The organism is Methylobacterium sp. 001424705 (genome assembly GCF_059816145.1).
Genome location: NZ_JCBANU010000028.1, coordinates 25,286 through 44,743, shown reverse-complemented (window position 1 = coordinate 44,743; position 19,458 = coordinate 25,286). Strand labels below are relative to the sequence as shown.

The following is a 19,458-nucleotide window of genomic DNA, read 5'->3' as shown; positions in this document are numbered from 1 at the left end:
GTGCCCAGGCCTTCGCGCGGGTCGAGGCGGAGGATGGCGGTCCGCCCGAAGTTCTGTTGATGCCGGACCTCGTCCCGCGCCAGCGCGCGCAGTTGACCGGGTGGACGCTGCCTTCTTGCTGGTCAACCGCTCTGCCGGCTGCCTCCCAAGGTTTCGACGGGCGACATCTCCGCAGGCTGTCCGAGCCGTGCGATTTCGGCGGCCAACTCCTGCAGGCTGGCATCCCCCTTCCGTACGACGCGATCGACGCCGGTGAGTTCGTTACGCTCGGCCGGAGAGATGTCCCGGGCGCTCAGCACCACCACCGGGATGTCGCCGCAGTCGGTGAGAGCACGCAGCCGTAGGAGGAACGAGAAGCCGTCCATGACCGGCATGGTGAGGTCGAGTAGGATCACGGCGGGGCGCGTCTCGTGAACCTGCGCCAGGGCCTCGACCCCGTCGCCGGCTTCACGCACCGACCAGCCGTCGCGCTCCAGCACATGGCGCAGGCGCTCGCGCATTCCCGCATCGTCGTCCACCACCAGCACCCCGCCGCCCACAGGGCCGAGCCGACTAAGTACCGCTTTCAGGCGTCCCCAATCGACCGGTTTGGGCAGCGCATCGGCTGCTCCCAGCGAGGCGCTAAGCGCCGCATCGGACACGAAGCTGACCATCACCACCGGTATCTCGCGGGTCGCCGCATCGGCCTTCAGGGTTGCCAGGACGGTCCAGCCGTCGACCTCCGGCATCATCACGTCAAGCAGGATGACCCGGGGCGACAGGGTGCGAGCCAAGTCGAGGCCGGCCCGGCCGTCGCCGGCCGTTCGCACCGAGAACCCCTGCCGGACCAGGAAGCGCGCCATGAGGTCCCGCTGGCTCGCCTCATCGTCGACGACGAGCACGAGGCCCCGGTTGCCCCCGGCCCCGTGCTCGGACCGCTCATCGGGCTCAGAAATGTCAGAAACCGCGACGGCGGGGAGAACGGCCGGCACGGTCAGGGTGAAGGTCGTCCCTCGCCCCTCGGCACTCTCCAACACGACATCCCCGCCCATTAGGCCGGCGAACGCCTTGGTCAAGGCCAAGCCAAGGCCGGTTCCACCGTACTTGCGCGTTGTCGTTTCGTCCGCCTGGGCGAAGCGCTGGAACAGCCCCGCCACCTGCTCGGGCGACATGCCAATGCCGGTATCGGCGACGGCAAAGCTCAGCCAATCTTCCGTCGCCGTTGTGTGGCGCCGGACGCGGAGGGTGACGGTCCCCTCCTCGGTGAACTTGCCGGCGTTGCCGATCAGATTGAACAAGCACTGGCGCAGCTTCACCGCGTCGGTGCGCGCATCGCCGAGGTCCGATGCGAGGTCGACAACGAGGCGGTTGCCCTTCTTGGCCACCAGTGCCTCGACGGTCGCGGCGGCGTCACGCGCGAACGCCTCAACGATGATGTCCTCGGCATACACGTCCATCTTTTCGGCCTCGACCTTCGATAGGTCGAGCACGTCGTTGATCAGACCGAGCAGGTGTTGAGCATTCGTGCGGATCTTGCCGAGATCAGCAAGAAAGCTGTCTTGCCTGAGGTCTTCCGCCTCCTCCTCGAGCATCTCGGCATAGCCGATGACTGCCGAGAGCGGGGTTCGCAGTTCGTGGCTCATGTTGGCGAGGAAGCGGCTCTTCGCGCGGCTCGCTTCCTCAGCGGCGTCGCGCGCCTCCCGCAGCGCCGCTTCGTAGGCATGCCGCTCGGTGACGTCCACATGGACGCCAACCCATTCCCGGATCGCACCGTCGAGGTCGTGTACCGGCACGGCGCGCACCGCGTAATGGCGCCAGCCGCCGTCCGGGTGACGCACGCGCTGATCGACGACGTAGGGCGTGCCTGTTCGGACCGCCAATTCCCAGACGAGGCGGGCATTCTCCGCGTCGTTGGGGTGCAAGACGCGCGTCCACCCGCCGCCACGATATTCCGCGAATGGTTGCCCGGTGATCTGCTCCCAGCCGGGCTGCTCCTCCACGAATTCGCCCGCCGCGTTGGTATTCCACATGACGCCGTGGACCGCCCTGACGGCGGAGCGGAACCGCGCCTCACTGACGTGCAGGCGTCGTTGAACCCGTCCCTGTTCGAGGGAGCCCGCCATCATTGCGAGAAACAGGATAACGAAAGTCACGCCCGCTACGGCCAGGGCGAGGTTCTGCGGGCCGGCCGCCGGCATCGCCCGCTGCGCCGCGGGGGCGCCGCCCGCCGTAAAGGTGAAACTGGCCGCTGCCATGCCGGTGTAGTGCATGCCGGCCACGGCGAGCCCCATGATGCAGGCGGCGATCAGCTTCTGCCAGAGACGGTTGCGGCGGAAGGCGAGCCATAGAGCGGCGGTCGCCGCCGAGACCGCGATGGCGACCGAGGCGGCCACCATGGCCGGATCGTAGACCGTGTTGCCCGGGACCCGCATCGCTGACATGCCGGCATAGTGCATGGCGGCAACGCCGAGGCCCATCAGAGGCCCAGCGACGAGGAGCGACTGGAGCGAAGTTCCTCGGATCGCGACCCAGCCGAAGGCCGCCGCTGTGGCGGTCACGGCAACGAGCAGCGACAGGGCCGTGATGCTTAGATCATAGGTGGCGGGAGCGCCCATCTCGAAGGCGAGCATGCCGACGAAGTGCATCGCCCAGATCCCGCCCCCCATCGCGAGGGAGGCGGCGCCGACCCAGACCCAGCGCAGGCCGGCCGTCGCGCCGCGGATCCGCGCGGCGAGGTCGAGCGCCGTGTAAGAAGCGAAGACCGCGATGGCGATCGAGAGCGCCACAAGGGCGGGGTCGTAGCCGGTATGAACCATGGAATTGCCCGTACGGTGCTGGCCGCCTCCGTCCGAGGACCCGGTGACCCTGAGGACGACGCGGCCATCAGGGAGGCAACAGGCGCTGTCTGTAGACCATGCCCAGCTCACTCACTGCTTCACGAAGCCGTGCGGCGACTGCCGGCATGGGAGACAACCCACGTTCGTTCCAGCGGTCCGGCCCGGCCAAGTCCGCTGAACCCGGCGGAGACGGGGCGCGCGTCCGCCTCAGAGCCTGTTTGAGATCATGATTTCAGGCGGGATTCTTGAGGGCGTTGGCGGCCATGAGGCTAGCGACGCAGGCGAGGCGACCCTTTGCGACGTCGAGGCGACCAGCGCGCTCACGGTGTCGGCCGCCCCAGTGACTGAGCCAGCCGAAGGTCCTTTCTACGACCCAGCGTCGCTCTAGCACGACGAAGCCCTTCTGGTCCGGCTGCGTTTAGACCACGCGATGGCGCATGCCTCGAAGGTTGCACCATTTTTGCAGCGCTCGGCCTATGAAGGCACCGTCAAGGAGAGCCGGACGCAGGCTGGGCCACGCCTGCTTGTCCGCACCCAGCGCCGGCAGGGTGTCGCGATCCTGCACGTTGGCCGGCACGACGGCCAGCGCCAGGACGTGCCCTTCGGCATCCACCAGGGCCACGCGTTTGCGCCCGACCAGCTTCTTGGCGCCATCGTAGCCGCGCGGCCCGCGTACCCCGATGCACTTGACTGTCTGCGTGTCGATGATCGCCAGCCGTGGATCGGGCCGACGTCCGCAACGCCGCCGCTGACGGCGCGCCAGAGCCGGCATCAGGCTCTCGAACAGTCCCTTCTCGATCCAGCGCCGGAACCAGCCGTAGACCGTGCGCCAGGGCGGAAAGCCGGCCGGCAACGTCCGCCATCCTCCGCCCGTTCGCAGGTACCATGCGATCCCCGCCAGCAATTGACGCGCCGCCGTCGCTTCTGGACGGCCCGGCGGATCGGCTCGAATCAGGAAACGGGCCACCTCGTCCAATCCCGCTTGCAAGATCAGACAGATGGGGGCGGCCGGCGGAGGGGCTCAAACAGGCTCTGAGTAGGGCTGCGTCGGGGAAATGGATGCCAACGAGCCAGGGTTCCTGCGCGTGGCAGCGCGCTGAACGGCCGACCCCGTGAAGATTGTCGTCTCGATACAAGCGACATTGCGCCAGCTTGAACGCCAAAGAGGTCGCACAACCTCGTTGCGTGGCAGAGCGCCGGCTCTTTCATTCCTCTTTGAAGCGCAACTATTCCTCAGGATGCATGACAACCTACTTCACGGCCGACACGCATTTCGGTGACGCATCTCTGGTTCAGCGTCGACGTCAGATTTTCGGGTCCGTGGAGGCCCACGACGAGGCCCTGATCGCCCGCTGGAATACGGTCGTCGGAGTGGCCGACGAGGTCTGGCACCTCGGTGACTTCGCCGCTGATGCCAGCCGCGCGCATTGTGCCACTGTCTTTGCTCGCCTGAATGGCATCAAGCGCTTGGTGCGAGGCAATCATGATACGAACCGGGTGCTCGAACTGCCCTGGAGCGAGCCACCGGTGGAAAGCGCCCGTATCACCGTAGAGAATTCCAAAGGCTTCGCTTTGCGGCTCTTTCTCTCGCATTACCCGCACCGGTCCTGGCCGGGCTTCTGGCGGGAGACCCGGCACCTGTATGGACATACGCATGCCTGCCTGCCGGATACGACCCGTTCCTGTGATGTCGGCGCTGATGCCTGCGATTACCGCCCAGTCGACCTGACAACGCTCATCGCGCGTCTGGACGCGGCGCTGCAGGCTCCCGAGGAAATGGCGGCGCGCGGCCTACGCTGAGCCTTTCCGACGATCCGACGCCCCCGAGATGGCTCGGCGTTCGCCGACTTTCCGCGGCGCTGCGGATTCTACGCTCGCATCTCCTACGTGGCGTGACCTCGATCCTTCACCCCCGAAATGCGCCCTCCATGCGCTGGGGTTGGTCACGGCAGTGCGGTGATAATCAGGCAGAGCTCCAGACCAGCGCAATATGAAAATTCGTAATACGCAGTTCCTTAACGCGGAATCCTGATCGGCCTGAACGTACATCGGACATGCCGCTTGCACATCCAGGCAAGCCTTTCGATGACGCTTGGGTGATCAAGACGGAGTGTCGAGGCGCTGGCCGGCACCTATCCGGTGCGCGAACACCGCGTGCGGCAGCAGCGGCCAAGCCCGGATCACACTGGGTGATTCCGATCCTTGGTTCGGCCCCAGTCTCTAAAAGGCAACGACGTTCCGAGTCGCTCCGATTGGCGCGGCGCTTCGGTGAACGCGCCAGGACGTGGAGCATTCGCGTTGCCGCGAACGACATCCCCCTGAACGATCGCATGGCCGGAGGCGACCGCCAGGATCAGCTGCGTCGCGTAGGCACGAGGTCCACTTCCTTTCAGGGACATTCCCGGGCCGCCGGGGCGGAGCTTGTTGCCGATCAAGCCCCAAGGCGCTGGGATCGGAAGCCGCCTGATGCCTAGCCCCCGATCGATCAGCGCCGCCGCGTCCTCGATCTGCCCGGCAAGCAGGAGAAGCCCGGGGCGCGTGATCCGAAATGCGTAGTTGCTCTCATCATCCACTTCCACGAGCGAGACGAGCTTCAAGGACAGAGCCTGACAGGCGATATCCACGTTGTCCCGCGTGAATTCGGCCTCAAGCGCGAGAGGTTGTGCAGATGTCCGGCAGGAAACCCGTTCGAGGAACAGGCGGCGTCTGAACGTTTGTGCCATGTCCCTCGCACACGGATCGCTCACCCTGGATCGATCTTGCCGGTATCAGCATGCCGTCGCGGAAGTTTCGGACTGGTTGCGACCGCAGCGTCCGCAGACCGCCAAACGGAACCGGTCTGACGGCTATCCCCAGTTCCGCTGAAATGGCGAGCCGGGGATGTCGCGGGTGAGACCGCCGGATGCGACGAGGCCAGATGATGGACTGACTTCGTGACCGTGTGGGAATCAATCTCCCTCGAACGCAACGCGGAGTTCGGCAGGGTTGCGCCAAGCTACCCGTACCGGAAGTTGCACGGATCGGATTTACAGGACGAAACGATCGGGGATTCCCAGAACGCCAACGACCCGCGATCGTGTTCCACCCAACGGGTGGTCAACGAGGGCACAACTCGCAATTGGCAATCTTGATGAGGATACGCGCAGCGCGAGATTGCAGCGTGGGCCGCTCAGACCGCCTATCATCCAACGCATGGTTTGGCGTCTGCGCCCCGATCAAAGGGTCTGCATCTTTGAAGTTGCTGCGCGTGAAAATCGTGAAAATCATCGGTGATGAGCTCAAGTTGTGTTGCGACGGCTACGGTTCTCGTTCCAAGGCATGCAACCGGTTCCATCAGACGTCAGCGGTAACTTTGAATGATGGGACGGGAATCCCTTGTTGTTCGCCAGCGCTGCCCTCTGTGAGAGGGGGGATCGTTCAGGAAGGGTGACCATGACGAAGCTGTTCATTGCCAAGATCCGTTCCGCCGCGGGGACAAAGCCCTTGGTGACCGTTCGGGCCGCTGCTGAAGGGGAAGCGCGGCTGTTCTTGGAAGCTGCGTATCCGGAAGACGAGATCGTTGATGTCGCAGAACCCAGCGGCTGGGCGAGCGATGCCGATACCGGAAGTGCACCGGGTGATATCCGCGAACATGCTGGGGTGGAATGGCAGGCACCTTCGAGCCACGCAGATTAACGCGCCGACGGTCTCGATCGCCCCCGCATCCGCCAAAGTCGGACTGACTGAAGATCGGGCACTTTTCAGTCCCCGAACTGCGTGGCCTTTTGCTGGTGATGCCAATCCGCCGCGTGACCTCGCCTTCTATGCAATCGACTGGCCGGAACTTTCGGCCGTGATCCGCTCCGAGCGCGCGATCGTTGCGAGGGAGTGGGCGGCTTATCGAGAGGTCGTCTTTCATCTTGGTGATGGCCGCTGATGGGATGTCGCGACAACGGTCTGGGATTGCGCCGACCAAGCGGTCGCCGTCTCGGTTGGGACAGCTGTCGGCCTCAAGCAGGTACGCTCAACACGTGGTTCTGGTGACGGCGCATCGCGATCAAGCCATCGCTAACAATGCGGGCATGAATCTCGTCGCTTCCTGTCAGCACTGCCACATCAACCACGCTCGCCCGAAGCATCGACGACGACGCTGGCGGACGCTGTTTCGGCGCAAGGCTTCAGAGGATCTTTTTCGCGGCCCCTGCCGCGGTGGCTGAGCGCCGAGGGACACGCGAAGTCGCTCTCGATCGCAACGCTGCCAGCGTTCCAACCGTCGCGATGCTGCAGAATCGGTGATCCTGGGCAGGCCTGATGCCCTAGACAGATGGAGCAGGCATCCCCTTCAGGACGGCTTCATGGAGAAGGCGGAGCCAATGGATCGCCTCCCGGGCTTTGGCTTCGGCAATTTCAGCCCGCCGCTCCGCGTCAGCCACCGAGCTCTTGCTGGCGTTACTGGCATCGACGATCGCCTCGATGTTCGCGAGCGTGATCGACCAGTCGAACTCGTCGGTCTCCGCCTTCGGCGTGAGCTCAGACCTACGGGACAACGTATCCGTAAAGTTCTCGGGAATCAGACGATTCAGATCGTCGCTCGAGTGGGGGAACGAAGTGCTGAAGATGTTCCGAATCCGCTCCGCTTCCTGATCGAGCGAATCCACGAGGACGGGTTTCTCGGCTGCTTCCATCACGTATGCACCCCAGTCCAGGATAGTCTAGTCTGACCTTAGAGAAGACTCATCTTGTAAAAATCGGATTAAAAGCAGCGCGATCGTCACGTTCGGGAGGCTGCGTTGTGAATTGCGGGCATATTTCAAGATGGCGGGATGACCGCGCAAACACGCAGGACCGCACGCATCGGATCTGCCAAGGGGGGGGCGCCAGATCCGTCTGGCAGGCCTGCATTCCCTGGCGCAGTCGGCATGAATACGCCGGCGGATGGGGTTACCGCGGTAGCTGGGTTCAGTGATGACTGCGCTGGTCCCAGAGCAGGTTGCTAATCCGCGATGCACTGCACCAACATAAAAAGAGAGGGCCCGTACCGGATTCGACGGGATGGATCTCCGCGCTACCTGCGGTTTCCGGCAGCTATGCTGCGGCGAGAACGAAATCGACGCCCTGCGCGACGATGACTGGGCTGTAGGCGTGGGGGCCGTCGTACTCGACTGCCATGACCGGGTATCCGGCCTCCCGCAACCGGGCGACATGAACCCGCGCGCTGCGATCGATCGGAATCTGCTCGTCGCGGATTCCATGGGAAAGGAAGATCCGTGGAACGCCCGATTGCAGGTGAACGGACAGGAAGCCGGCCGAGGAGACGAGGAGATGGGTGACCACATGCCCGTTGGCTAGGCCGAGGGAGAGCGTGTAGCTGCCACCATCCGAGTGGCCCGCGAAAATCAGATGCGTCGGATCGAGTAGGTAACGGGTGCTCACCTCGGCCAAAGCCTCGTCGACACGCTCGCGGTCGGGTCCATGGCCGCCAATGACGAGATCCCAAGTCGGGAACATCGATTGGGGTGCCAACAGTAGGAAGCCCCGCGCTTGGGCATGGGCCTCCAGCATCGGCAGGATCTTCTCTGCGCTGCCGCCACCACCATGGAACAGGACCACGAGAGGTGTTGGCCGGCGTGGATCGACGCTTTCGGGTACCACGAGGATCGCGTCCCGCTCGGCGAACAGCCCGAGACAATGGCGACCGGGGGGAAGAGGCTCCTTGGTGGGGAGCCGGTGCGCGAAGGCGAGCCGGCCGGCGAGGCGGGGATCGATCATGCGGGAACCCTGGGTTTCGGAAGCAGTCGGAGGGGAGGCGTCAGTCAACCGGCCATGTCCGCCTGGAGGGGCTTGATCTTCAGTTGATCGATCAGCCAGCGCCATCCGCCATCGGCCTGGCGCCGTGCGGTTTCAGCCGAGATCGTCCCGTTGGGCAGTCGCGCGAAGGTCATGGCGTGATCGCCGTTCCGGATCGCCGGGAGGGTCTCGGCGACCGGAAAATCAGACTTGCGCGCCAAGAGGTCGGCATAGAATTGCCGGATCTCGCCGTGTCCGGTGGCCACGACCTTGCCGGCCGCCAGCACCGCATCGGGCTCGTAGAGGGCAACGAGGCCGTCCACGTCGCCTGCATTGGCGCGTTCGTTGAAGAGGCGGGCGAGGTCTTCCGGCTCGTGGGCAATCGGCGGGTTCTGGCCGGAGACTTTCGGTGATGTCGTCATGGCGACTCCTTCTCGGAAAAGCATAAGGCTCAGGTAAGCAGCGTGCCGGCACTGTCCCGGACAGAGACGACGACGGGGATGCCGGCCTGCACGCTTTCGGAAACCGTGCAGAAGCGCTGGAACTGCTCCAGCACCCGGTCGATGCGGGGTACGGAGTCGGCGGTCGCCCCGAGGCTGATCGCGACCGCGATGCCGGCGATGCGTAGACGGTTCTCGGCGTTGCGGGTGACCTCGCAGTGCGCCTCGGCCCGGATGCCGCCGGCCTCCTGCTTATACTTACCGAGCGCGAAGACGAGGCTGGCGCACAGGCAGTTCGTCACCGACGAGACGACGAGCTGTTCGGGGAACGGGCCTTCGCCGCTGCCGATGGGAATGGCCTCATCGACCATGAGGTGGGGCAGGATCCCACCGAAATCGATCGCGAACTTGTAGCCCTCGATCTGCGTGATCGTGATGCTCGGGCCTGGACCCATGGCGGCTCTCCCCTGCCGATCCTCGTTGCCTGCAGCGTGCCGGCGTCGTTCGAGAACGCTGTCACCAAGGCGCAAGCTCCCTCGGGCAATTGACGTCAGCTCCGCGAGTTGACACCTTATCTACGTTGGCATACCAAATACCAACGATTGGAACAGCGAAAAATACGAAGTCCTTCCGACGCCATCGAACGGCTTCAAGCCTGACTGACAAAGAGGGGAGTGTTCCATGCCGATGGATGACCATCGTCTCGCCCCAGGTTCGAGCCCGCCCGGTCGATAAACCGGGCGACGGAGACGATATCCGCAGCACGGACAGGGAGATGAGGGTCAGCGCATGACGAGCCCGATCGATTTTGCTGTCCTGGTGGCAGCAGCCGGCGATGCCGTTGTGGTGTCGGACACGAGCGGTGCGATCACCGTGTGGAATCCCGCCGCGACGCGGATCTTCGGGTACGCGGCGGAGGAGGCGGTCGGTCAGTCTCTCGATCTCATCACCCCGGAGCGTCAGCGCCGGCGCCACTGGGAGGGCTATGCCAAGACCATGAAGACGGGCGTCACCAAGTACGGTGCCGACGTCCTGCGAGTCCCAGCCATCCATAAGGATGGCCACACGCTCTCCATCGCCTTCACGGTCGGGCTGATCCACGGCTTCGACAACGCCGTTACGGGTATCGCCGCGATCATCCGCGATGAAACCCAGCGCTGGAACGACGAGCGTGAACTACGCCGCCGCTTGGCGGCCCTCGAATCCCGCGTCGCCTGAGGGCGAGGCGCGACAGACCGCCGGGATCACCCACCACGGGTTTCCGGCCAACCCAGAACCCGGATCGACCGGGCAAGCCGCGAACTTCGACAATCGTCTGAGCCAACAGGGAGAACGCCACGATGAGCAAGCCGCTCGAGGGTATCAAGATCATCGATTTCACCCACGTCCAGGCTGGTCCGGCCTGTACCCAGCTACTGGCCTGGTTCGGCGCCGACGTGATCAAGGTGGAGCGCCCTGGGGCCGGCGACGTGACGCGCACGCAGCTTCGTCACGTCGAGGATGCCGACGCGCTCTACTTCACCATGCTCAACTCCAACAAGCGTTCCCTGACGCTCGACACCAAGACTCCCGAGGGCAAGGAAGTCCTCGAGAACCTGATCAAGCAATCCGATGTCATGGTCGAGAACTTCGGCCCTGGCGCCCTCGACCGCATGGGCTTCTCTTGGTCCCGCATCCAAGAGCTCAATCCCGGCATGATCCTGGCGTCGGTGAAGGGCTTCTCGGATGGCCACCACTACGAGGACTTGAAGGTCTACGAGAACGTGGCGCAGTGTGCCGGCGGCGCGGCCTCCACCACCGGCTTCTGGGACGGTCCGCCTACTGTGAGCGCCGCGGCTCTCGGTGATTCGAACACCGGCATGCACCTCGCGATCGGCATTCTCACGGCGCTTCACCAGAAGAACAAGACCGGCAAGGGCCAGAAGGTCGCCGTCTCGATGCAGGACTCGGTGCTCAACCTTTGCCGCGTCAAGCTGCGCGACCAGCAGCGTCTCGATGCCCTCGGCTACCTGGAGGAATACCCGCAGTACCCCCACGGCGAGTTCTCGGATGTGGTGCCGCGCGGCGGCAACGCGGGTGGCGGTGGACAGCCAGGCTGGGTGCTGAAGTGCAAGGGCTGGGAGACCGATCCGAACGCCTACATCTACTTCACGATCCAGGGTCATGCCTGGGCCCCGATCTGTAAGGCGATCGGCAAGGATGAGTGGATCGACGATCCGGCCTACAACACCGCTCGCGCCCGCCAGGACAAGATCATGGACATCTTTGGCACGATCGAGGCTTGGCTCGCCGACAAGACGAAGTTCGAGGCCGTCGATATCCTGCGCAAGTTCGACATCCCGTGCTCACCGGTGCTGTCGATGAAGGAGATCGCCAACGATCCGTCGCTGCGCGCCAGCGGCACCGTTGTCGAGGTGCCGCACCCGAAGCTCGGCTCGTACCTGACCGTCGGCAGCCCGATCAAGTTCTCCGACATGCAGGTCGAGGTGAAGGCCTCTCCGCTGCTCGGCGAGCACACCGACGAAGTCTTGCTCGATCTCGGCTACACCCAGCAGCAGATCGAGCAACTTCATCAGGCCCGCGCCGTCTGAGGCGGCGTCTGAAACGGAGATGCCAGCGGCCTGTTCTCGGACAGGCCGCTGAATCAAGTAAGACGGCGCGCCTTGAGGCGCGCCGTTTCCGTTTTCTGGTACGGGAGCGAGGCTCGCCCATACGGCTCGTCCGTCATCGGCCCGGACGACCGCGGCATGGAAATCCTGGCACGGGGCCGCAGTGACGGGTTATACCAATCCTCACTGATCAGAACGCATGGGCCCATCGGCGCAATCCGATGGACATGAGGCGCCAGGGTTAGGCGATGATCTTGTTCCAGGCATCGCAGCAGTGATCCAGGATGTCGTCGTAGGATTGGAAGATCCGGTTTCCGAGCCAGTTGTCCCGCATGAACTGCCAGAGGTTCTCGACCGGGTTGAGTTCGGGTGAGCGCGCCGGCAGGGGCAAGAGGGTGATGTTGTCGGGAACCGGCAGCTTCCTGGTGGTGTGCCAGCCGGCTTGATCGAGCAGGAGGACGTCGTGGGCGCCAGGAGCCACGGTCGCCGAAATCTCTTCGAGATGATGGGCCATCGCTGACGTGGTGCAGCGGGGCATGACCAAGCCTGCCCCGACGCCCCGGGCCGGGCAGATCGCTCCGAAGATGTAGGCCGAAGCCGTGCGCTGGTCCTTGGGGGCCGAGGGTCGCGTTCCGCCCTTGGCCCAGCGTCGGGTCAGGGTGTTCTTCTGGCCGACACGGGCCTCGTCACAGAACCAGACTTCTACCGGCTTGCCGCCGACAGCCTGCGCGATGTCCGCCAGACGGTCGGGGAAGTCTCATACATCGCCGACCGTATTGTCATCGCACGCGCGACCTACACCCTGAGGGATGCGGGCTTGTCTTGCTGCCCCGCGAAGTGGGATGACATGGCGAAGCGGTCCTTTGGATCGTCCATCGTCGTGGTGCCGTCAATCCCGTTCGCTGCGAGCGCATCGTAGGGCAGCCAGCCGCTGAAGGGCTCCAGGGCGTTCGGCTCGGCCGGGCGGTACCAGCGCCAGACCTGACGCGTCGCGCTCGGAGAGTACCAGCGGCCGGGGAGGCCTTCCGCAAGAATCGGGCCTAGGGTCAGGTGGTTGAGCCAAATCCGGTTGACGATCTGCGGGGCCGTCTGCATCGGGCGCCAGGTCGGCGGCATCGGAGATCTCCTGCGAGACGATCGGGTGGGCTGAAACGGGCGCGGAGGCCAGGACTTGGCGTCCGGCCCCCGCGGCTCTTTCTTCGGCGCTTCGGTTGGGCTGTCAGGCCGCGACGATGCGGGGGGCTGGCTTAGTCTCGTCGGAGACAGCGAGCGCCTGCGCCACCACGCGCTTACGCCAGGGCTTCAGTACCGCGATGGCGAGGAGCGAGGCGAGGATGTTGGCGCCGGCGGCGACCAGGAAGACGCCGTCCCAGCTGTTGGTCGCCTGCTGCAGATAGTTCGCTACCGGAACCAGGAGCGCGGCGGTGCCTTTCGCGGTGTAGAGCAGGCCCGCATTGGTCGCAGCGAACTTCGTACCGAAGGTATCTGTGCAGGTCGAGGGGAAGAGGGAGTAGATCTCGCCCCAGGCGAAGAACACGAAGCCGGAGAGCAGCACGAACCACAGGGGGTCATGGCCCCAGAGGTAGAGCATGTAGATGCCGAAGCCTTCCATGGCGAAGGCGACGAACATGGTATTCTCGCGACCAATCTTATCCGAGACCCAGCCGAAGAACGGGCGGGTCAAGCCATTAAGTACGCGGTCGATGGTGGCTGCGAAGGTGATGGCGACCATGGTGATGCCCATAATCGTGACCGGCACCTTGTCGACGCCGATATCTGCAGCGATGGGCTTGAGGTTGGCGGTGATCATCAAGCCGCCTGCGCCCACGATAACGAACATGAAGTACATCAGCCAAAAGATCGGCTGCCGAGCGACTTCACCGGGGGTGTAGTTGCGCCGGGTCTGGATGACGTTGGTGTTCGCGACGGCGTCCGGAACTTGCCCCTTCTTCGGCGAGGTGAAAAAGAAAGCCAACACAGCGACCACGAGGCCCTGGCCGATGCCGAAGTTGAAGAACGCCGCCTGGAAACCATGATCGGCGATCATCCACTGGATCGGCGCGACGGTGAGGGCTGAGCCGGCACCGAACCCCGCGGCGATGATGCCGGCGGCGAGACCACGCTTGTCCGGGAACCATTTCAGGGCGCTGCCGACACAGGTGCCATAGACCGCGCCCGCGCCGATGCCGGCGACGACCTGGCCAAGATAGAACATGTTCAGGGTGCTGGCATAGGAGTTGATCACCCAGCCGATCCCGCAAAGGAGACCACCGAATAGGACTACGACCCGTGGGCCGTACTTGTCGACGAACCAGCCTTCGACCGGAACGAGCCAAGTCTCAAACAACACGAACAGGGTAAATGCCCATTGGATCGCGGCGCGATCAAATCCGAATTTTTTTTGAATGTCGGGGACGAAGAATGTCCAGCCGTATTGCAGATTGGCAATCATCACCATGCAGATGACGCCGATGACGAGCTGACCCCATCGATAACTGTCGGATACGTGCTCGGTTGTAGTTTCCACCCTCGACATGGCTTTTCCTCCGATAGGCTCTTGATGAAACGAGATACGCGATCGGCTCTTCGTCCGATGCTGAGCGTAGGGGCCGTTGACCGCCGGACTTATCGCCGGCTTGGTATGTGGAATACCAGCCTCTCTCTCTGCGAACCAATCGTCAAGAGTTGGTTGCCGAGAAATCGATCCCGCACTGCAGCGTGACGGCCAAATGCTGGTAGTTTCGCTCCATCCGCGAGATCGCTCTTAGTGTTTGCAGGCGGTCGATCTGCTTGCTTTGCACGGGCACCAGCGATCTGAGCGCAGACGATATTTGAATCCCGGCGATACCTCAGCGTGTCGTCTCGTCGAAACGCAAGAATCCTTATCCGACGATACCCAGATGCCGGATAAGCTTATGTGCAGAGGAAGTTACCTCGCCGCCTAATGCGCAATAGTGCCGGTCGAAGCACATGCTGGCGGCGCATCCGCACGTGAGCATTGTGTGATGTCCCAAGCGTTTTAGTTGCGGTCCTGCACTGGGGACGGGTGCGCGATGACGCAGTGCAGCAAGCAGATAGGCGAAAACTGTTGTTTGCCATCCAGGCGGGGAAGATTCTTCAAAGCCGGTTCGCGTGTTTGAAACGACAAAGCAGCAGATCTGTCTCTCATTCCGGCATGATATTTCGCCCCACTCATTGACAGAAAATATTTTGTATACCAGGCTCGCGAGTGAAAAATGCCATAAGATCAGAGGAGCGGTGCCATGAGCGCGCGCCAGAAGCTTGGCAGTGAAGCCTCCCGCGTGCGCTATATTCGTATGGATCGGTCTGTGCGGGAAGCAATTCGGCTTCTAGCCGCTCCAGACGTTGACGCGCTAATTGTCGTTGACGGCCCATGCGACGACACTGGTTCATTTATCGGAATACTGAGCGATCGTGAGATCTTTCGCGTAATGGCCAGGGAGGGCCTGGAGACGCTCGACAGCTTGGTTTGGATGCTGACTACGCCGGAGTTCGTCTCCGCCGACGTTCGGACGCCGCTCGCCGATCGGTTGCAACTGTTTTGCACACATAAGACCAACCATATCGCGATCATGAATGGAATGTGCCTTCATTCGATTCAGAGTATCTGGGATTGTGTTGTAGATGCATCACACGCTTCGACTGTATAATCGCAGCGTCCGAGGTGGGGTCGGACCCGATCCCCTTGGTGATGTTCAAGAATTACACAGATTGATACAAAATCGTGCGATGCAAAAGCGGTTGGATTGATCGCAGATCCTTCAACAATGCACAGAACTTGACGCTTGATGCGTTTAAATACACATTTTTAAGCTCGCTCGACGACGGGTAGGGCAAGGCAAGGCTGGCGTTTGCATGCCGGCGCGCATCACCGCTCGGCGCCTCTGCAATTTGCCATCGTCGGTGGTGAAGAAAATAAAGGAGTGATCCCCATGCGTTTCCTGGCAATCCTCGACTGCCCGGTAATCTTCAGCGGCGAGAACAGCTACGGGATGACCAGTATCGACATGTGTCCCTCGACTGGTATCACGAACGGCCTGATCAGTCGCCACGTCAAGGTGATTGACGGTCGCCTGATCGCTGTCTGCATTTGGACAGGCGAGGTACTCTGTCGCGAGTATTTCGATGCGGCGTGGTACCAGAAAGCTGGGGAGCTTTGGGGAGAAGAGTACCAGCTTCGCCTGGAGGTCATTGAGGAACCGCAGGCCGTTTGAGCACCCGCGGTGGATTGGGGTCTGGGCTCGAATCTCGTGCGTTCGGACCATCACAGAATGCAAAGTCTACTGGCATGACCATCCATGCCTTGGCGAGTCCGGCAAGCGACGGCGCCGATCCGGACTGTTACGGGCCCTGGAGTCCGGGTATCGAGTCGAGCCTTCCGCGCGCGCTCCTGCCCTTAGCTACCGTTTTCCGCGAGGAAAACGTCGAGACCTCCCTCAACGATGCCTATGAGTTAAGCGATGTCAGTGGTCTGCCATTGACATCGCTTGTCTGCTTCCGGCCTGAGCGGCTGGTGGTCCACGAAGTTTTGATCCGCGTCATGGCTGATCTTTCCGTTCCGGTCGGCCAGACGTACGGCGATCTCGGGGTAAATTTTCGTGCTATCGTCTCTGCCATCCTGAACGAGGGTATTGCCGAACATGGCAGAGAGATCGCCGCGCGACATGCGGAGATCCGGGTCGCAGCCGCGGAACTTCTCGATGGCCAGATAGACAAAATATTGGGCGAGTACCTTCACACCGCCGAGGGGTGGCCACCGCGCGGTGCTCTCTGGCGTCGTTTCTGGCCTCACCGCACCGGACGGAAAAGCTCAAAACTTTCCGGCTCTGCTTGCGTTGGCCGGGACCCTATACATCAGGTCTGGCATCACCTTGACGCCTGGCATGCGCGGGTCGCCGCGGCAGAGGATGCTCTCGCCGTGGCGGCCTGCGCCGCGCTGCGTTGCGTCGTTGAGAGTCTGATCGGTCGACGTGGCTTTCTCATCCGTGACCCGTCACTGCTCGGAAGGCTTGCCGTCACGCTCGTATCGAACGGCTATGGTAGTCTTGCCCTGGGCGCGCTGATTGAGCCCTGGATGCAGGCAGTGGTGGCGAAGCGCGGTTACGTGCGCCTTAAGCCGCAGGACACTCCTGTCATCCTGAACGTGAAGGGCTCGTCCGCCTCAGGCAAGAGTACCATCCGTCCCTATCAGCGCGCTCTGGTCGAGACCCTGGGATTGAATTGGTCCGACTTCGCCCTCATCACGCCTGATGTCTGGCGTAAGTTCCTGTTGGATTACGACAGTCTCGGGTCAGCGCGGCGCTATGCCGGGCCGTTGACAGGACACGAGGTCGAGATCATCGACCGCAAGCTCGATGGCTACATGGCGCGGAAGGCTGAGGCTGGCCGGATCTCCCATCTCGTCATCGACCGCTTCCGCTTTGACAGTTTTGCAGTCAATCCCGGTACCGAACTTGGGAGCCAGCTCCTCACGCGCTTCGGGCGCCAAGTCTACATGCAGTTCATGATCACGCCGCCGGATGCCACTGTCGAGCGGGCTTGGAAACGTGGCGAACAGTTCGGTCGCTACAAGGCGGTGGAAGACCTACTGGCGCACAATGTCGAAGCTTACACAGGCATGCCGCGGTTGTTCTTCACCTGGGTGTTGCGGCCGGACAAGGAGGTGCATTTCGAGTTCCTGGACAACGGTGTACCCGAGGGTTGCCTTCCGCGGACCGTCGCTTTTGGTGCGAATGGCGTGATGAACATTCTTGACGTTCAGGTCTTGCTCGACATCGATCGGTATCAGGCCATCAACATTCAGGCCCGCAATCCCGAGGCGGTCTATCGCGGCGTTCCACCCCGGGATGCGCCAGGGGAGATGCGTTTCCTGCGCGATTGCCTGCGCCGGATGACCACCATTCGCTTTGCCGATCACGCCACAGGCCGTGTCCTCGCGCGCCTCGACAGCGGGCGCCTTACCAGTCTCGTGCCGACGTTGGCTGAAGCCGACCCGGTCGTTCACCGAGTCCTGACAGGCCTTGGGGTCATCAGGCAAGCGGAAGCAAATGAAGGATCCAGTGAAGCTCTGCAGGTGAGTGGAGCGTGCACCCTCGGAGCCTGGGGCGAGAAAACAACGCTGAGGCGTTTGACGTGAGAGCAGATACGACGGTGCGGATTGGGCGAAAGATCTCTGGCTACCACTGTGAATTTGCGATGCAACAGGAAATGTTGCGCCACTATATGTTTTTGAAACACTGTCCGTGCTCGCATCCTTTCTTGTCACGATCCTCGTCCATATGGCTCTGCAGGTCGGACGCGTGATCAAGGTCGCTGACTGGCTGTCACAAGACAGAAGTTCCGTCGAAAGACACAATGAAGTCGTCGTCGGAAACAGAAACGGTGCTTTGCTGTTTGCGGTTGAGACGGATAAATGATCCTTCTAAAGGGAAGCGCGGCGTCGAGGGATCGAGGCCGCGCAAGTTGGGAGAAGAGAGGTCGAGTTGAGGAGACTGCCTATTCGGCGGCGATCCTCTGGACGACGCCGATGGCCCCGGACTCGGCAATCTCAAGACGTTCGGCTTCAGAGTATCCGAGGACCTCGGTCAAAATCTCTTCGGTGTGCTCGCCCAACAGCGGAGATCGCGTGATCTCGGTATTGCTGGCCGAGAGTCGGATGGGGTTGCCCACAGTGAGGTACTTGCCACGGGTGGGGTGATCGACCTCTACGACCGTACCGGATCTACGCAGGGACTCGTCCTCCGCGATCTCCTTCATGGAGAGGATCGGCCCGCATGGCACATGCAGCGCATTGAGGATCTCCATCGCCTCGAACTTGGTCTTCGACATCGTCCAAGATTCGATGCGGGTGAAGATCTCGTTCAGGTGCGGCAGGCGAGCCTTCGGTGTGGCATAGTCGGGATGTGTCGCCCAGGCGGGTTCGCCGATGACGTCGCAGATCTGCGACCAGACCGCGCCCTGGGTGATGAAGTAGATGTAGGCGTTCGGGTCGGTCTCCCAACCTCTGCACTTGAGGATCCGGCCCGGCTGGCCGCCCCCGGAATCATTGCCGGCGCGCGGCACCGAGCCGCCGAACGGAATGCCTTCGCCGAACTGGCTGTATTCCGGCAGGGGGCCACGCTCTAGGCGTTGCTGGTCGCGCAGTTTGACCCGGCAGAGGTTGAGCACCCCGTCCTGCATGGCGCAGTCGACCCGCTGGCCGAGGTCGGTCTGGGTGCGGTGGTACAGAGCGGTGACGATGCCCAGTGCCAAGTGGAGGCCGGTGCCGGAATCACCGATCTGCGCGCCGGTCACCATCGGGATGTCGGTGCGGAACCCCGTGGTCGATGCAGCGCCGCCGACGCATTGCGCCACGTTCTCATAGACCTTGCAGTTCTCGTAGGCGCCGGGGCCGAACCCCTTCACCGAGGCGAGGATCATGCGTGGGTTGGCGGCGTGGATCGCCTCCCAGGTCAGGCCCATCCGGGCGAGCGCGCCGGGAGCGAAGTTCTCGACCAGGACATCGCACTCGCCGATCAGGCGCCACAGCACCTCGATGCCCTTCGGATTCTTGGTGTCGAGGGTGATCGAGCGCTTGTTGTGGTTCAGCATCGTGAAGTAGAGGCTGTCTACATCTGGAATGTCTTGGAGCTGCTGGCGCGTCGCATCGCCCACGCCCGGCCGCTCGACCTTGATCACGTCGGCACCGAACCAGGCTAGCAACTGCGTGCAGGTCGGGCCCGACTGGACGTGCGTGAAGTCGAGGATCTTGACGCCTTCGAGGGCTTTCATGGCACAGGCTCACCTATCCGGGAGACGTCAGCACGG

16 protein-coding genes and 2 pseudogenes are annotated in these 19,458 nt (G+C 62.8%); 7 read left to right on the top strand and 11 right to left on the bottom strand.

Annotation, left to right across the window (positions count from 1 at the left end):
- Positions 1 to 122: 122 nt before the first annotated feature.
- Positions 123 to 2,795 carry an MHYT domain-containing protein gene (locus AC6EUL_RS19090; protein ID WP_499871999.1) on the bottom strand — a complete coding sequence of 891 codons (2,673 nt, stop codon included), beginning with the start codon at positions 2,793 to 2,795 and terminating at the stop codon, positions 123 to 125.
- Between the two features lie 253 nt (positions 2,796 to 3,048).
- Positions 3,049 to 3,783, bottom strand: a pseudogene (locus AC6EUL_RS19085) (IS5 family transposase).
- 275 nt (positions 3,784 to 4,058) lie between these two features.
- On the opposite strand from AC6EUL_RS19085, the gene AC6EUL_RS19080 reads away from it, so the two are divergent.
- A complete protein-coding gene (locus tag AC6EUL_RS19080; RefSeq protein WP_499871997.1) occupies positions 4,059 to 4,616 on the top strand; it encodes a metallophosphoesterase in 558 nt (185 codons plus the stop codon).
- A 380-nt stretch (positions 4,617 to 4,996) separates the two neighbouring features.
- On the opposite strand, the gene AC6EUL_RS19075 is transcribed toward AC6EUL_RS19080, so the two are convergent.
- Complete coding sequence (locus tag AC6EUL_RS19075) at positions 4,997 to 5,539, bottom strand: hypothetical protein (RefSeq protein WP_156389634.1); 543 nt, start codon at positions 5,537 to 5,539, stop codon at positions 4,997 to 4,999.
- 709 nt (positions 5,540 to 6,248) lie between these two features.
- Between AC6EUL_RS19075 and AC6EUL_RS19070 the strand changes: the two genes are divergently transcribed.
- Positions 6,249 to 6,491: a hypothetical protein gene (locus tag AC6EUL_RS19070; RefSeq protein ID WP_082504746.1), complete on the top strand. Its 243-nt coding sequence runs from the start codon at positions 6,249 to 6,251 to the stop codon at positions 6,489 to 6,491.
- Positions 6,492 to 7,111: 620 nt separating this feature from the next.
- On the opposite strand, the gene AC6EUL_RS19065 is transcribed toward AC6EUL_RS19070, so the two are convergent.
- The 4 genes from AC6EUL_RS19065 to AC6EUL_RS19050 all read right to left on the bottom strand — a co-directional run bounded on the left by AC6EUL_RS19065 (position 7,112) and on the right by AC6EUL_RS19050 (position 9,477).
- Positions 7,112 to 7,480: a hypothetical protein gene (locus AC6EUL_RS19065; protein WP_499871994.1), complete on the bottom strand. Its 369-nt coding sequence runs from the start codon at positions 7,478 to 7,480 to the stop codon at positions 7,112 to 7,114.
- A gap of 400 nt (positions 7,481 to 7,880) precedes the next feature.
- Positions 7,881 to 8,564: an alpha/beta hydrolase gene (locus tag AC6EUL_RS19060; RefSeq protein ID WP_056217938.1), complete on the bottom strand. Its 684-nt coding sequence runs from the start codon at positions 8,562 to 8,564 to the stop codon at positions 7,881 to 7,883.
- Between the two features lie 44 nt (positions 8,565 to 8,608).
- On the bottom strand, positions 8,609 to 9,004 hold the full coding sequence (locus AC6EUL_RS19055; protein WP_056217941.1) for a YybH family protein: 396 nt from the start codon (positions 9,002 to 9,004) through the stop codon (positions 8,609 to 8,611).
- A gap of 29 nt (positions 9,005 to 9,033) precedes the next feature.
- A complete protein-coding gene (locus tag AC6EUL_RS19050; protein WP_056497174.1) occupies positions 9,034 to 9,477 on the bottom strand; it encodes an OsmC family protein in 444 nt (147 codons plus the stop codon).
- A 334-nt stretch (positions 9,478 to 9,811) separates the two neighbouring features.
- Between AC6EUL_RS19050 and AC6EUL_RS19045 the strand changes: the two genes are divergently transcribed.
- Positions 9,812 to 10,240: a PAS domain-containing protein gene (locus AC6EUL_RS19045; RefSeq protein WP_056354638.1), complete on the top strand. Its 429-nt coding sequence runs from the start codon at positions 9,812 to 9,814 to the stop codon at positions 10,238 to 10,240.
- Positions 10,241 to 10,362: 122 nt separating this feature from the next.
- Positions 10,363 to 11,613 (top strand): formyl-CoA transferase, encoded by a 1,251-nt coding sequence (gene frc / locus AC6EUL_RS19040; RefSeq protein ID WP_056217950.1) that lies wholly within the window; start codon positions 10,363 to 10,365, stop codon positions 11,611 to 11,613.
- Positions 11,614 to 11,872: 259 nt separating this feature from the next.
- Here the strand turns inward: frc (AC6EUL_RS19040) and AC6EUL_RS19035 are convergent.
- The 3 genes and pseudogenes from AC6EUL_RS19035 to oxlT form a co-directional block, all read right to left on the bottom strand.
- A pseudogene (locus AC6EUL_RS19035) lies at positions 11,873 to 12,385 on the bottom strand (IS630 family transposase); the annotation flags it as partial.
- 41 nt (positions 12,386 to 12,426) lie between these two features.
- Positions 12,427 to 12,747 carry a hypothetical protein gene (locus AC6EUL_RS19030; protein ID WP_056495243.1) on the bottom strand — a complete coding sequence of 107 codons (321 nt, stop codon included), beginning with the start codon at positions 12,745 to 12,747 and terminating at the stop codon, positions 12,427 to 12,429.
- 103 nt (positions 12,748 to 12,850) lie between these two features.
- Entirely contained in the window at positions 12,851 to 14,167 is a 1,317-nt protein-coding gene (oxlT, locus tag AC6EUL_RS19025) for an oxalate/formate MFS antiporter (protein ID WP_056216563.1), read from the bottom strand.
- Positions 14,168 to 14,894: 727 nt separating this feature from the next.
- Here oxlT and AC6EUL_RS19020 point away from each other — a divergent pair.
- The 3 genes from AC6EUL_RS19020 to AC6EUL_RS19010 all read left to right on the top strand — a co-directional run bounded on the left by AC6EUL_RS19020 (position 14,895) and on the right by AC6EUL_RS19010 (position 17,788).
- Complete coding sequence (locus AC6EUL_RS19020) at positions 14,895 to 15,302, top strand: CBS domain-containing protein (RefSeq protein WP_056354647.1); 408 nt, start codon at positions 14,895 to 14,897, stop codon at positions 15,300 to 15,302.
- 282 nt (positions 15,303 to 15,584) lie between these two features.
- On the top strand, positions 15,585 to 15,866 hold the full coding sequence (locus AC6EUL_RS19015; RefSeq protein ID WP_056216559.1) for a hypothetical protein: 282 nt from the start codon (positions 15,585 to 15,587) through the stop codon (positions 15,864 to 15,866).
- 74 nt (positions 15,867 to 15,940) lie between these two features.
- A complete protein-coding gene (locus tag AC6EUL_RS19010) occupies positions 15,941 to 17,788 on the top strand; it encodes a DEAD/DEAH box helicase family protein (RefSeq protein WP_499871990.1) in 1,848 nt (615 codons plus the stop codon).
- Positions 17,789 to 18,147: 359 nt separating this feature from the next.
- Here the strand turns inward: AC6EUL_RS19010 and frc (AC6EUL_RS19005) are convergent, their stop codons facing one another.
- Positions 18,148 to 19,422 (bottom strand): formyl-CoA transferase, encoded by a 1,275-nt coding sequence (gene frc, locus AC6EUL_RS19005; RefSeq protein ID WP_056495246.1) that lies wholly within the window; start codon positions 19,420 to 19,422, stop codon positions 18,148 to 18,150.
- Between the last annotated feature and the right edge of the window lie 36 nt (positions 19,423 to 19,458).

Bases quoted from the DNA above. Each gene is read 5' to 3' on its own strand.
- AC6EUL_RS19090 (WP_499871999.1), bottom strand. From the start codon at position 2,795: ATGGTTCATACCGGCTACGACCCCGCCCTTGTGGCGCTCTCGATCGCC.
- AC6EUL_RS19080 (WP_499871997.1), top strand. From the start codon at position 4,059: ATGACAACCTACTTCACGGCCGACACGCATTTCGGTGACGCATCTCTG.
- AC6EUL_RS19075 (WP_156389634.1), bottom strand. From the start codon at position 5,539: ATGGCACAAACGTTCAGACGCCGCCTGTTCCTCGAACGGGTTTCCTGC.
- AC6EUL_RS19070 (WP_082504746.1), top strand. From the start codon at position 6,249: ATGACGAAGCTGTTCATTGCCAAGATCCGTTCCGCCGCGGGGACAAAG.
- AC6EUL_RS19065 (WP_499871994.1), bottom strand. From the start codon at position 7,480: ATGGAAGCAGCCGAGAAACCCGTCCTCGTGGATTCGCTCGATCAGGAA.
- AC6EUL_RS19060 (WP_056217938.1), bottom strand. From the start codon at position 8,564: ATGATCGATCCCCGCCTCGCCGGCCGGCTCGCCTTCGCGCACCGGCTC.
- AC6EUL_RS19055 (WP_056217941.1), bottom strand. From the start codon at position 9,004: ATGACGACATCACCGAAAGTCTCCGGCCAGAACCCGCCGATTGCCCAC.
- AC6EUL_RS19050 (WP_056497174.1), bottom strand. From the start codon at position 9,477: ATGGGTCCAGGCCCGAGCATCACGATCACGCAGATCGAGGGCTACAAG.
- AC6EUL_RS19045 (WP_056354638.1), top strand. From the start codon at position 9,812: ATGACGAGCCCGATCGATTTTGCTGTCCTGGTGGCAGCAGCCGGCGAT.
- frc (WP_056217950.1), top strand. From the start codon at position 10,363: ATGAGCAAGCCGCTCGAGGGTATCAAGATCATCGATTTCACCCACGTC.
- AC6EUL_RS19030 (WP_056495243.1), bottom strand. From the start codon at position 12,747: ATGCCGCCGACCTGGCGCCCGATGCAGACGGCCCCGCAGATCGTCAAC.
- oxlT (WP_056216563.1), bottom strand. From the start codon at position 14,167: ATGTCGAGGGTGGAAACTACAACCGAGCACGTATCCGACAGTTATCGA.
- AC6EUL_RS19020 (WP_056354647.1), top strand. From the start codon at position 14,895: ATGAGCGCGCGCCAGAAGCTTGGCAGTGAAGCCTCCCGCGTGCGCTAT.
- AC6EUL_RS19015 (WP_056216559.1), top strand. From the start codon at position 15,585: ATGCGTTTCCTGGCAATCCTCGACTGCCCGGTAATCTTCAGCGGCGAG.
- AC6EUL_RS19010 (WP_499871990.1), top strand. From the start codon at position 15,941: ATGACCATCCATGCCTTGGCGAGTCCGGCAAGCGACGGCGCCGATCCG.
- frc (WP_056495246.1), bottom strand. From the start codon at position 19,422: ATGAAAGCCCTCGAAGGCGTCAAGATCCTCGACTTCACGCACGTCCAG.